An 11986-nucleotide genomic window follows, 5' to 3' on the forward strand; every position below is an offset into this window, starting at 1 on the left:
GGTTCACACATTGAGCGGTGAACAGCGCTTCATACGACCTCACGTCGCACGCCCCATTTAGTGTTAGATCTTTTACTCATTCATATCTTGTTAATCTGAGTTTGACCTACTCAAACTTATCCACTTGAGTTGAGAACTTAGCGTTCCCGTTTTTAGGCGACATTTTGCAGCTTAGTATCCCTTGTCTTACTTAACTTATTGATTTTTAATTGAACCAATATGATTAAGAGTGCATTATATAGAAGAAAAAGACGACAGTTTGTCGACTAATAAGCGTTATACGATTCGAATAAACTAGAGGTTGTTGTGGATAGAAAAAGTGACGGTTTGTTGAGGCAGTTCAAGCGAGTTGCTATCTCATTTGCAGACTTTAAAGAAGCTAACGATATCGTTAGTTACATAAAAAACAACAAACTTTACGCTGAATTCGAAGGCAATTTTCTTGTTCTTTCTGCATTAACTAATTCGATGATCTTAGCTTACTGTAAGCCATTTTCTGGAAATGATTCTCGAAATCAAATTAAGGTGCCCGATTTACCTACTACCGTACTAAAAGTCTTATCACCTGACGAACTTTCCTTACATAAATTTTTAATCCAGCTTAGGAATCAGCTTATTGCACATTCAGATTCTCAGGCTATTGAAATGAAGTTTGCTATCCATACTTACGGGGATTTTCAAATGCTCCAGCCGGTGAGGAATAGAAGTTCAAGGTGTTTGAGCCCTGAACAATTGGATCTTTTTGAAAGTATGTCTTTAAAACTGCTCTCGCATGTAGCTACTTTACGTAAAGATCTAGAGCCCAAGATCATTCCTTTACTAACTGAGGAAGACATAGAAAAGTGGGGTGCGTAGGATGGTATCAAAGCGTTTAAGACGGATTCCCAACGCTTGGCATTTTTAGTTTGCTTCAGCTTTAGCGTATACGGCACAATGCTTTAAGTGCAGTGGTCTGCGTTGCTCACCACTTAACGTAGCGTTATGTTTTTCACGAAAATTATAGCTTTAACGGATTTTGGATTGTTGGTATAAAAGTGTCGTACACATCATAAGGAGTATGACATGGCTAGTAACGACTCTTATTTTATGGCTCTAGAAAATCGCGGCTTAGATAAAGTTAAAACTCAATGGTCGCAGCAAAAACATGGCAGACCCGGCTCTAAAAACTGGCACATAGTGAAAGCTTGGATTGAGCAAGAAGAGAATAATAAAACTAAACTAGAGAGCCAAGATCAAGAAGCCTTGAAGTTAAAGCAGATGCGACATTCGATGAGCATGACGTTGGGAATGTTGTTTTTTACAGCAGTGGCGGCTATCACGTCACTTGTTCAAGCTTTGCGATGACGTTTCAGCTACAAACATAACAAGCATTTAAGGTTTCAAGATACTTTTTCTAATCCAATTTTGGCACGTTAGAATCCATACTCTAACGTGCTTTTGTCCAAAAGCTTCTCTGGTTGAATTTTTACCCGTGGCACTTTTAACGCGAAAGTGCCACGCTAACATTTAAAGTAGCGATGCTAGATCTGAAGATATGGTTAAGTGGTCATTCTGTACAGCTTGGTGTAAATAAGGCTTCCATGTAGCGATATCCTCCAAAGCATCCACTTCTAAATGTATGTCTCCCTCCCGCTTTGGTCCAAAAATCACGTATACTGGGACAATATTTCCTTGTTGAACACTATCCCAAACTAAGCCATCTACATTGGGGTAGGTATTATGAATGTGCTTAGCTAGCGTTCTTGCTATATCCAAGCATTTCAGCTGAGATTTGTTAAACAAATCATCAAAACTAATATCCCAAAATGCTTCGGCCCCGCCTTTCAGATATGCAGCTCTACAATCAGCAAAGGTTAGCTCCTTTCTAAAAGAGATTGTAGCCACAGCGAGATTTTGAAACTCTTTGGATGATAACGTTACTACTGAATCTGTAGCAAGTGGTCGTAGTACCGTTTCAAAATAGGCCGTTTCTCTAGTTGGTGCTATATACAGAGCAGGGACTGCTTTGTCGTTAGAGCGGAATGGCGAAAAGCGACCAGCGGTGACCGTACCATCAGAGTAGATAGCCCTAATATCACTAGTGAACTTAACTTGTAGAAATGGATTCGGATCTATGGCTGTGTAAGCACGCTCACCATTGTCGTCATATACCTTATTTAATGCACGGTAAAAATGACGACCAGGTTCGATTTTCAGCAGTGGTGGCGCCTTACTCATAGTCTTGCTCTTCTGAAGCAAAGGTTAAGTCACGCAATGTGCTTTGAGACTTAAACAAACCTGCTAGGTATAGCAAATCTTCTTCAAGCTCGGGTCGGCTTATAGCTTGAGCAGGTGTGCACTCCAGATCATCATTGTGAGTTGTTAACCATTTATACACTCCCCAATCATTTAACCCATCAAATATGTGACACAACCTTTCGACTGGCTTGTACACACCAAGACGTTCAGTGTCGAACTGAAACGCTGGGATCTGGATATTACGAGAATTTCCAAAATAAAAGCCGAGTAGCTTCATTTCTTTTTTGAGTTTAGCAACCAATCTTGAAGGATTTGCAGCACTTACTTCTCCAAACAGTACTGATGCTTGCTTTGCTGTAATTAGCGGGAAGTTTTTTGCTCTAGCTTCAATCTCGTTCAAGTCTTTTGCTATTAAATATTGTGTATCATCTGCACTTGTATGTGGCTTAATGGCTTCCTTGAAGTCATCAAAACTTTTCTGAGCATCCTGTTGTAGTAGGCGATACATGTGCTTAACAGAACCATGAGCTATATGATGTTCCATCACACGCATGGCACCACTAACTAATTCTGCTTCCTCAAACCCAAGCTTTACACTTCGGTTAATCACATGAGCTGGAGCCGCAAAGACACGACCGTTTTTAGCTGTCAAATGCTTCCCATTTAATACGACAGTTATGCCCTTATCGAGTAAAGGCTTTGCTTCTCTCAAGCTATTAACGGTCACTGGCTCTTGAATACTGTCATGATCATCATTTTCGTATTCTTGTTCCTCTAACGCCGTTAACTGACATTGTAGAATGTACTGCTCTGCTTCCCTAGAAATTCGCATGGATACTGCCTCGTTAGGTATTATTGTACACCTTAGATCCATAGTAACAACTATGCAAATTATTATTGCCTTTTAGAGATGAGCTACCCCATCAATACTGGCCCCTAAGTTAAACAAATTGCCATACCTGTAGTTATTCATGAATCGCTAATGTAAGGTTTTTATAAACTCATTTATGTCCAGAGACGTGCTTGACCTCTACGGTGATAGCACTCATTGGGACAAAAGCGATGTGAGCCATCAAGCGAGTTAGTTTTCAATTTCTTTTGTTTATATTTGCAAATAGTGACTAGACCTTAAAAGCTATCGATAGCTGAATCGATATGTTGGTTGTAATGCTCATAAATATCAATTTCATATAAATGAGATAAGATTCACTAATCTGATATCTAGACAAAACTTTAAGCCCCCTTATCTTGAATGTGGTTTTTGTTACCCCGTATATTCCATTGTGAGACTGATGACACACTATATGTTGTGTTTTTTCGGTCGTAATACCTTGCGAAGGTTACATTAATACTCATTTGAATAGAGAGGTAAACAATTGGCTAGATGCACAGCACCATCAAGAGGACATCGTTCAGCGGCCGCCGCAGCTAATTGCCCGGCATGTGGTGGACGCTATAGTCGTTATGGAAGTGGAGGTTACAGTTCATACTCAACCTCATCTTACTCTCCATCTCGCATTAGTAGTAGCGGAACAAGTAGCAGTAAAAAGCCAAGTTGGTCTAAATCAGGCTCTTCTGTATCTTATACATCCGCTCAAATTCAGTCTCTTACACCGATACGCGAAACAGTCGAAACTCGTGCAGCACAACAACCAGCTCTTCGAGATGTATTCTTGTGCCATGCATGGGGCGACCGTAAAGACGCAGCTAAAGAATTGCATGATTTACTTGAAGCAGCAGGTGTTAAAGTTTGGTTTAGCGAAAAGGATCTTGGACTTGGTGTGCCGATGATGCGCGCTATCGATAAGGGATTGGCCAACTCTCGAATAGGACTTGTATTGGTGACTCCAGCGATGTTGGAGCGGCTTCCAAAAGAGAGTGTCGCCGACAAAGAACTTTCAACACTATTAGCTGGCAACCAACTTATTCCAATTGTACATAACACATCTTATGAAGCCCTACGAAATGTCAGCCCCATGCTAGCATCCAGAACAGGTTTGGATACTTCTGAGGATTCAATGGAAGTTGTAGCAGAGAAAATTGCCGAGTTGGTAGATATCTAATTCGTCGGTTGAATACTGCCTAAGGAAGAGCGCTCCTTCGGTGGGTAATCAATAGCCGTCTATTGGCTGCGATAGTAGCCAAACCTCCTGAACAACATAGTTATTAGGGACAAAGGTGCCTTAGCTCTATTGCTACAAACGTTTGAAAAACGAACTTAGTCACATTTCTTATGTGCGCTTGGTTGTATATTTGTTTTAGTTCAGGTGCAGAGCTTGAGCGTACTGCGAAGTCTAATTAAATATATGGAGAGCAATGATGGCTACAACAGGAGAAAAACCGGGTAAAGGTAGTTATACCTGTAAGAAATGCGGTCAACGAGTCGACTTAGATGATCATGATGATACTTTACCACCATGCCCGAAGTGTGCTCACACGGAGTATTACAAAGGATAATTGAAAGCCTGTCTCAATCAGCAATGTATAATGTTTGACTCTGATTGGGACAGAGTATCTTAGTCGGAGTATTTCGGTTCTTGCGAGCGCCTGTTTCTAGCGCTCAGGGACAAGAGTGCCTTAGTGCGACTACTCTAAAACACTTCTGCCCCAAAAACATTTAGATTAAATACTCTACACAATTTAGAGGGCGTGCGTTTACCCTACTAAAACTTATTCGATTGAGTTGATAACCGTTCATTCTCGTCATTAGGCGACATCTTGCAATCTAACTTCCCTTCATGTGTCATAACTTATTGATTGTCAGTTGAGTTAATATTAAAATGATGGCATTGCCGAAAGATGAAAGACGACAATTTGTCGCCTAATAAGCGTTATAAGCTTTGGTCGAGAGAGGTCAAATGACAATAGTAGAGCAAATAGTTAATCGAGAAATTGAAGCTGTAATCGTATATGAGTCTAGTGATGTTATAGCCTTCGCTGATCATGATCCTATTAACTTTGGACACATACTGATCTGCCCAACCTACCCTTACGAAAGTTACATTGAATTACCAGACCAAGTTCTTACAGAAATTCAATCGGTGGCCAGAGACCTCTATCAACGTATTGAGCGAACTTTTGAACCAGATGGTATATCTTTTATTCAAAATAACGGTAAATTCAATGAGCTTTCACATTACCATCTCCATATTTTTCCTAGGTTTAATGGTGACAAATTTGGGTGGAAAAGTAGTGAGATTGGAGTTCAAAGCATAGAAAAACTGCGCGAATCTCTGGCACGCTTATAACAAATAAGGATAAGTGTCGCCCAGCCGACACTTTATCTGGTTGTTGAACAAGCCCGTCACGGTGACACCTTTATTAGTAATTTGCTCAGTCTGAGCAAGAGGGGTTTAGGCTCCCCTCGCGTCTTCAAGCCGAATGAAGCCATTGAGCCGATCATTGACGATCTGCCCAAGCCGATAGTTGTCCTGTGTCTCTTTTACGTGTTAGACCTCCGCGGTGTTCATTGCACCATTATCCTTATAAGCGAGCACCTTTCGGCTCGTCAGCTGGCTAGCTCGGTCGGGTGATCCCAACGCACACCATTTCGTGCTCGCAACAAGGGCACGTTCGTACGGCTTTGCTGCGCACAGGGAGAGACGTTAGCATCGGACAGATCCACTGTGGTGCCAGCAAGAGTAAGATAGCCAGCCTTAACCGCCTCGCATTGCCATGCATAAATCCATAGTCTCGAACCCGTTGCAGCCCTTTGGGCAGCACGAACGAACTAATGGGGTCAAGTCTTGCCTTTTGCCTAACCATGTTTTCTATACCTGAAGGGCTCTTCTCCGCTTAGATGAGCTTGATTTCTGGGTAAATGGTAGAGTGAGTTTCTAGGATTGAGGTTTGTCTAATCTTCAATTTAAAGTAATCAGTATCCCTTACTCCTCGGGCTCGCCGTCTAAGAAGACCTATCGATACATTCCCTGCTTCCACTCGGGCATTCGTCAGCTTATATTTTGCATAATTGCAGATCCCAACTCTTCTCTCCCAAAGCGCGTCTGCGAAGTTGATGAGAGATAAGATCCTCGTCTTTTTAGCAAGCTGGCACCACGCATCAAGAGCTGCGATCATCAGGTCAAAATTACGTTCATCCCATAAGGCTTGAAGCTGCTCTTTGAGCATATAAATCGTACAAAGAGTCTTATTGCTTTCAAGTAAATCATCTAGCCTATCTGACTGCTTATCGCTTAATTTCGGCGCATTTTTGAGGAGTAAAAATAGCGTCCCTTTAAGCATTTTCTTCTCGTCATGTGTTCCTTTCCTAAACGCTTTATTACGCTCTTTCCTTATCAGAAGAGAGTAGTTCTGCATAACGTGAAACCGGTCAAAAACGATGTCTGCATTCGGAAGAGCGTTTCTCACTGCTGATTGGTAAGATTGCCCCATATCCATTGATACCGCTTGGATGCCGTCTCTCGTTTGCGGTGATAATTGTTCAAAAAAGTTGATGAGTACGTTTGAAGTCCGCCCATGGTCAACCCAAATAAGTTGTCCTGAAACGAGATCATAAACGACGGTCATATAGTCATGGCCTTTAGCCCTGGCGACTTCATCAACGCCAATATGAACAAGGTTGGTCAACTTCTTAGGCTCTAAAGCGGGCAAGGTAGATAACAGAAATGCTTTATCGATATTTTTCACGGTTTCCCAGCGAATGTCTAAATGCTTAGACACTGCGTGGATGCTCATATAGCGGCATAGTCCACTAATAAAGTGACAGAATCTCTTGGTATAACGACTCCCCTTATCAACAAAATCAGTCGCTTCAACCAACCTTCGGCCGAGCCTATCTCTTGTCTGAGCCAATTCAATTTCTATAACGCAAGGGCGACCACTGACAGGTAAATCCGACAGGCGACGGTGAACATAGTGGTCGACTGTGCGCGGTGCTCCAGTCTCAGGGTCAACAACTTTACAGCGTCTATCTCGCTTGCATTTGACGAGTACTGAATGAGAGCTTTCTTCGAGCGTTACAGACTGTACGGATTGGCCTTTAAAGTTAAATAGAGCGGAAGATAATAACGACAAACTACAATACTGAGATATAAGGTGGGAAGCGATTATAAATCAATGTGTTACCGGTTTTATTGTTAATTTATAGACTCATCTAAGCGGAGAAGAGCCCCTGAAGTAATCAGAAAATACAGTGTGCTCCGTAGATCGTAACAAGCTTTTGTCCAGAGGCTTCATAGACCTGAATTTTGACTCGTGGCACTTTCTAACTCAAAAGTGTCTTATTGGCTTCATGAGGTGCATAGTTAAGCACAATACTTTCTGAAATTAACGTTACCATAAGGTATAAAATTCCTGCTATGGCATCTCGTTTAGTGCGTTAATCTGGTGTTTCAAACCATCTATAAAAACATCAACATACCTATTAAAACTCTCATCCATCGGTTTGTCATAGCCATTTTGCCAGCGTAAAATGAAAGAAGCATTCATCATTTGAGGTAGAAAACGAGTTAAGTTTGGATACTCACTATTTTCTACCTTCTTAGCCTCCCCTCTTAACTTAGCTTCCCATTCATCCGCATTATCTAGCGGTAAATGACCGAACTCCATGGTTACGAAACCACACATTGATGCAATTACTGTGTTGTACATAGGGACTATATGAGACGGCGGACAATTTGCATCCAAAAGAGCAGCTATAATTCCATCTAGCAATCTAGGATCTTGATACGCATTTGCCAGAAGTCGCCCTCCTATCAAATCTGCGATGTGGGGATGGTGTTTTACTGCACCTCTGTAGTTTTGGAATAACAGGGTCAACCAGACGTGCCAATCCAGGTTACCGTAGTTAGGTGTGACACTAGACATCACTGTATTTGCAATTTCACCTAACAGTGTGTTTTTGTTTTTAAAATACCAATAGATAGCTGTTGGATAGGTATCTAACCGTTTAGCTACGTCTCGAATACTAAACGTATCGATTCCTTTCTCCGCAATAAGATTCAGTGCTACCTCGATTATAATTTCCTTAGAGAGAGGTGTTGTATTTGCTTTTCTTTTCATAAAGGTACCGCTATCTATAAAGTACTTGCTAAAGGGAGGTCTGCTTTTTAGACAGATTGAACGAACTTCTAATGTTAAAAGTATCGTAAACAATATTTAATTTGGTAATCAAGCGGCTACCTTTGTCGACTTCTAACACATCGACAACATTAAAAGGTGCAGGTTCACCATTGGCAAGTGTCCAGTCAAAGTAGAACCAGATAGATATCAAATCTGTACAGTCACGAGTTGATTTCCCTTCCATTACGCCCTTCAAGGTTAGCTTTGAACTGCTCGTATCTTCAAACAATTCAGGATAAAAGTCTGCTGCCTTACGTTCACCGTAAAGTGGTGAACTCACCAACGCATCTGGCGTGAAAAGCGATAGTACTTTTTCAATGTTTGCTTCTTCAAGTGCTTCAAGGTATTTGTTTGCTATCGTATTGGCATTCATGATTTTACTCTATTGTTCAGTGTGCAATACTATATTGTACACTGAACAATAATGAGAGCAAGCTTGAGTTTGTAGCTGTTTAATAGAATGAAAGGTGCTGCATTAACAATGAATGCACTCCTGCATTAAATGCATAAACATTTCGCATCATTGACTGTAATTGGAAGGTTTTGTCCAAAAGCTTCTCAGGTGTCGTCTACTCGACCAAAGTGTGGTAAAGCAATAACTAAATAGAGAGTTCAGACAGGATCTCTGTTTTTCATTGCAGTCATTTCAATGACTGTTTTATTGTAAACTACAATTCACTTTAAGATTTTTATAGTAAAATAGTTTTTACTATAATTATTTCTAACCTATTACTTTGACATTTAAATTTTGGTAAATTAATATTTACCTTATTATATTTACGGTAAAGGTTAATTTACTATGGGAAGAGGTAACATTCAGGTTAGCACTGTTGCTAGTGCCGCACTAACTCATTTTGCCACGATGCTTACAATCCAGCGTAAGGAAAAGAAAATCACTGTAGAAGAGACTTGTTCCCGAGTTGGGGTATCTAAGCCCACTATGATAAAGATTCTTAAAGGTGATCCGTCTGTAAGTATCGGACTCTACTTCGAAACTGCTTGGGTATTAGGTGTTCCTTTATTTGAACCCGATGAAAACCAGTTTGCTATTAAACGTAAAACAAATGCGAAAATTGAGGCATTACTGCCTAATCGAGTAAGAAGGAAAAAGGTAATTTTAGATGATGACTTCTAGTAATCAATGCTTCGTTTGGAAATGGCTTAAAGGACAATCAGAGCCTGTGGTAGCAGGTAGACTCACTATTGATGAAACTGGCCAACATTTTACGTACGGTCAGTCTTACTTGAAACGTTCAGATGCAGAACCAATTTACTCAAATGAATTACCGCTTTCTGCTGGTACTAAGGAACCAGTTCAAGGTATGCCTATATTCTCTTGCTTGCGTGATGCAGCTCCAGATGCTTGGGGACGTAGGGTCATTAATTCTCGGTTGATGGGCAAAGACTACGATGCTGAGTTAGGCGAAATGACGTATTTGATGCATTCCGCTTCAGATCGGATCGGTTCTCTCGATTTTCAAGAATCGGCCACTGAGTATTTTGATCGTTCTACTGATGCGGCAACTCTTGAAGAATTATACAATGCGTCTGAAATCGTCGGTCAAGGTAAGGAAATCTCTTCGGATTTGGATAGAGCACTTATGCATGGTACATCCCTCGGAGGTGCTCGCCCGAAAGCGATGATCACTGGTAATGAAGCTAAGTATATTGCTAAGTTTTCAGCATCAAATGATACTTACGAAGTTGTACAATCAGAATACGTAGCAATGAGGCTTGCCAAGTTAGCAGGACTCAATGTTGCCGAAGTTATTTTTGAAAAAGTATTAGGAAAAGATGTTCTTCTTGTAAGACGCTTTGATAGAGCGTTAGTTGGTGACGTTTGGTGTCGTCGCTCAATGGTGTCCGGGCTGACAGTTTTAGGCTTAGATGAAACATGGGCTAGAGAGGCATCTTACGCAGACCTAGTGAACAATATGAAGCAGTATTGCATCGATTTTACCTCTGATAGCCAAGAGCTATTTGCACGGATGGTATTTAATGTACTGATCGGTAATACGGATGACCATGCTCGAAATCATGCTTTCTTTGTAGAAGGGGAGAAAATATCCCTGTCACCGGCTTATGATATTTGTCCACAAAACCGTACAGGTGGGGAGGCGAGTCATGGAATGAAGATCTTCGAAAATCTTAATTTATCTCTGTTATCACTTTGTATGCAAGCAGCACCAAGTTTCAATATTAAGGCTGAAAAAGCAGAAGAAATTATTAGGTTTCAAATTTCTACGATTACCCAAGAGTTTGAATCCGTGTGTAACGAATTAGATGTCCCTGAAGTTACGCGAAAGTTACTTTTCAAACGTGTGATATTGAATGACTACATATTCAATGAAATGGAACATTTAAAGCCGCAAGATGGTCATTAAGTAGAATACATGGAATATCTAAATAAACAATGTCCGTACGACATGATGGGTTTTGTCGCAAAGTTTTGCGTTGTCGGTTAAGATTTACTCAATCTTTACCTAATACTCTGAATCTCAATGTTTAAAGGTTGCCACTTCCCCTCTGAAGTTATTCTCGAAACCGTACGTTATTATCTCGCCTATAAACTCAGTTATCGTGAAATTGAAGAGATACAATTGGAGCGCGGAGTCGTTGTGGATCAGGCCACTATTAATCGTTGGGTTATCAAATTTACGCCAGTATTAGAGCACAGAGCGAGGTGTAGAAATAAGCCCGTATCTGGCTCGTGGCGAATGGGTGAAACCTACATCAAAGTCTTTGCGCTCAAAAACATAGCGTCTGGAGCGCTTTATCTTTTGATAAACGCGATCAACTGCTGTCATTTGAACCTCCTAACTTTCATACGTGTTCGTAATATAACGCAACCTTATTATGACAGGAAGAAATACGGCAAACTCAAAGGGGATAATACGGCAAAAATAACGAATAAATATTATTAACCTATTGTTTTATAATAATCATTTCAAGGTCATTAAAAATGACCTTTCTAAAATCAACACCCCAACCTTACTATGAGTCTATCCCCTCAGAGATGTTCAGAGCCTCCTCAATTTCTACGCCTAAATAGCAAATGGTATTATCCAACTTAACATGGCCAAGTAATAGTTGCACAGCGCGAATGTTTTTGGTTCTCGCCTAAATTAACGTCACCTTGGTACGGCGCATCGAGTGGGTACCATAGAGATAGGGATCGTAGCCGAGTTCCGTTACCCAGCGGAAAATGATGGTGGCGTAACTGCTACAACTAATTGCTTTACCCTGCCTTCGAGGACTTGGGAAAATAGAGTCTGGTGCAGAGAGTTGGCTGTGCAGTGCGTGAAGTGAGCTCAAACTGTACCCCTCTGGCTGTAAAGCACGCGATCTTGAATCGCACCACCAGAAGAGATATCCCTCACTTTCATTCTAAGTAAGTCACAAGAACGTAACTTGCAATCGATAGCGAGATTGAGCAAGGTCGATTTCAAGCCTAGTGCGAATTCGCCAGATATCTTCAAGCTTGAAGGACTTTTTCTGCCCTGTTAGATGACCTTTCTTCGTCCACATAATTGACCTCCAATCTAAACCAGCTCATCTGCATACGCAGGTAATTATATAAAAAGTACTGCATTTAACTCTCAAGGAACCACTATGCCTAGACCTAAACGCGCGTCCGGCAACCACTTTACCCGTGGCGGACAAATTA

The 11986-nt window shown here is 41.0% G+C and carries 12 protein-coding genes and 3 pseudogenes; 8 read left to right on the forward strand and 7 right to left on the reverse strand.

What is annotated here, in order from left to right; genetic code table 11:
* Nucleotides 1–306 precede the first annotated feature (306 nt).
* On the forward strand, nucleotides 307–855 hold the full coding sequence (locus ACED25_RS21725) for a hypothetical protein (RefSeq protein ID WP_108173227.1): 549 nt from the start codon (nucleotides 307–309) through the stop codon (nucleotides 853–855).
* A 207-nt stretch (nucleotides 856–1062) separates the two neighbouring features.
* Nucleotides 1063–1344: a hypothetical protein gene (locus tag ACED25_RS21730; RefSeq protein ID WP_108173226.1), complete on the forward strand. Its 282-nt coding sequence runs from the start codon at nucleotides 1063–1065 to the stop codon at nucleotides 1342–1344.
* Between the two features lie 162 nt (nucleotides 1345–1506).
* Here ACED25_RS21730 and ACED25_RS21735 read toward each other — a convergent pair whose 3' ends face one another.
* A complete protein-coding gene (locus tag ACED25_RS21735) occupies nucleotides 1507–2217 on the reverse strand; it encodes an RES domain-containing protein (protein ID WP_016800228.1) in 711 nt (236 codons plus the stop codon).
* Entirely contained in the window at nucleotides 2210–3070 is an 861-nt protein-coding gene (locus ACED25_RS21740) for a hypothetical protein (RefSeq protein WP_016800229.1), read from the reverse strand. The genes ACED25_RS21735 and ACED25_RS21740 overlap by 8 nt, the downstream gene beginning before the upstream one ends.
* A gap of 544 nt (nucleotides 3071–3614) precedes the next feature.
* Between ACED25_RS21740 and ACED25_RS21745 the strand changes: the two genes are divergently transcribed.
* From ACED25_RS21745 to ACED25_RS21755, 3 genes are all read left to right on the forward strand, one after another.
* Nucleotides 3615–4301 (forward strand): toll/interleukin-1 receptor domain-containing protein, encoded by a 687-nt coding sequence (locus tag ACED25_RS21745; RefSeq protein ID WP_076679134.1) that lies wholly within the window; start codon nucleotides 3615–3617, stop codon nucleotides 4299–4301.
* Between the two features lie 256 nt (nucleotides 4302–4557).
* Complete coding sequence (locus ACED25_RS21750; protein WP_076679133.1) at nucleotides 4558–4695, forward strand: rubredoxin-like protein; 138 nt, start codon at nucleotides 4558–4560, stop codon at nucleotides 4693–4695.
* Nucleotides 4696–5096: 401 nt separating this feature from the next.
* Nucleotides 5097–5486 carry an HIT family protein gene (locus tag ACED25_RS21755; protein WP_017100563.1) on the forward strand — a complete coding sequence of 130 codons (390 nt, stop codon included), beginning with the start codon at nucleotides 5097–5099 and terminating at the stop codon, nucleotides 5484–5486.
* 547 nt (nucleotides 5487–6033) lie between these two features.
* Here ACED25_RS21755 and ACED25_RS21760 read toward each other — a convergent pair.
* The 3 genes from ACED25_RS21760 to ACED25_RS21770 all read right to left on the reverse strand — a co-directional run bounded on the left by ACED25_RS21760 (nucleotide 6034) and on the right by ACED25_RS21770 (nucleotide 8692).
* A complete protein-coding gene (locus tag ACED25_RS21760) occupies nucleotides 6034–7272 on the reverse strand; it encodes an ISL3-like element ISVa7 family transposase (RefSeq protein WP_371696085.1) in 1239 nt (412 codons plus the stop codon).
* Between the two features lie 282 nt (nucleotides 7273–7554).
* Nucleotides 7555–8259: a TetR/AcrR family transcriptional regulator gene (locus tag ACED25_RS21765; RefSeq protein ID WP_017103707.1), complete on the reverse strand. Its 705-nt coding sequence runs from the start codon at nucleotides 8257–8259 to the stop codon at nucleotides 7555–7557.
* Between the two features lie 28 nt (nucleotides 8260–8287).
* Nucleotides 8288–8692, reverse strand: a complete 405-nt coding sequence (locus ACED25_RS21770) for a nuclear transport factor 2 family protein (RefSeq protein ID WP_017100096.1) — start codon at nucleotides 8690–8692, stop codon at nucleotides 8288–8290.
* Between the two features lie 426 nt (nucleotides 8693–9118).
* Here ACED25_RS21770 and ACED25_RS21775 point away from each other — a divergent pair, with 426 nt between their 5' ends.
* From ACED25_RS21775 to ACED25_RS21785, 3 genes and pseudogenes are all read left to right on the forward strand, one after another.
* Nucleotides 9119–9454 carry a helix-turn-helix transcriptional regulator gene (locus ACED25_RS21775; RefSeq protein WP_017100095.1) on the forward strand — a complete coding sequence of 112 codons (336 nt, stop codon included), beginning with the start codon at nucleotides 9119–9121 and terminating at the stop codon, nucleotides 9452–9454.
* Entirely contained in the window at nucleotides 9441–10703 is a 1263-nt protein-coding gene (locus ACED25_RS21780) for a type II toxin-antitoxin system HipA family toxin (protein ID WP_371696086.1), read from the forward strand. Before ACED25_RS21775 ends, ACED25_RS21780 begins: the two co-directional genes overlap by 14 nt.
* A 117-nt stretch (nucleotides 10704–10820) precedes the next feature.
* Nucleotides 10821–11060 (forward strand): annotated as a pseudogene (locus tag ACED25_RS21785) (IS6 family transposase); the annotation flags it as partial.
* Here ACED25_RS21785 and ACED25_RS21790 read toward each other — a convergent pair.
* Nucleotides 11052–11126: pseudogene (locus tag ACED25_RS21790) on the reverse strand (S-adenosylhomocysteine hydrolase); the annotation flags it as partial. The pseudogenes ACED25_RS21785 and ACED25_RS21790 overlap by 9 nt on opposite strands.
* Before the next feature lie 187 nt (nucleotides 11127–11313).
* Nucleotides 11314–11847 (reverse strand): annotated as a pseudogene (locus ACED25_RS21795) (integrase).
* Nucleotides 11848–11986 lie beyond the last annotated feature (139 nt).

The sequence above is a fragment of the Vibrio sp. 1F263 genome, from assembly GCF_041439035.1.
Classification (GTDB): domain Bacteria; phylum Pseudomonadota; class Gammaproteobacteria; order Enterobacterales; family Vibrionaceae; genus Vibrio; species Vibrio tasmaniensis_A.

Excerpts from the sequence above, each read along its gene's own strand:
- ACED25_RS21730 (WP_108173226.1), top strand. The coding sequence starts at position 1,063 with ATGGCTAGTAACGACTCTTATTTTATGGCTCTAGAAAATCGCGGCTTA.
- ACED25_RS21735 (WP_016800228.1), bottom strand. The coding sequence starts at position 2,217 with ATGAGTAAGGCGCCACCACTGCTGAAAATCGAACCTGGTCGTCATTTT.
- ACED25_RS21740 (WP_016800229.1), bottom strand. The coding sequence starts at position 3,070 with ATGCGAATTTCTAGGGAAGCAGAGCAGTACATTCTACAATGTCAGTTA.
- ACED25_RS21750 (WP_076679133.1), top strand. The coding sequence starts at position 4,558 with ATGGCTACAACAGGAGAAAAACCGGGTAAAGGTAGTTATACCTGTAAG.
- ACED25_RS21755 (WP_017100563.1), top strand. The coding sequence starts at position 5,097 with ATGACAATAGTAGAGCAAATAGTTAATCGAGAAATTGAAGCTGTAATC.
- ACED25_RS21765 (WP_017103707.1), bottom strand. The coding sequence starts at position 8,259 with ATGAAAAGAAAAGCAAATACAACACCTCTCTCTAAGGAAATTATAATC.
- ACED25_RS21770 (WP_017100096.1), bottom strand. The coding sequence starts at position 8,692 with ATGAATGCCAATACGATAGCAAACAAATACCTTGAAGCACTTGAAGAA.
- ACED25_RS21775 (WP_017100095.1), top strand. The coding sequence starts at position 9,119 with ATGGGAAGAGGTAACATTCAGGTTAGCACTGTTGCTAGTGCCGCACTA.
- ACED25_RS21780 (WP_371696086.1), top strand. The coding sequence starts at position 9,441 with ATGATGACTTCTAGTAATCAATGCTTCGTTTGGAAATGGCTTAAAGGA.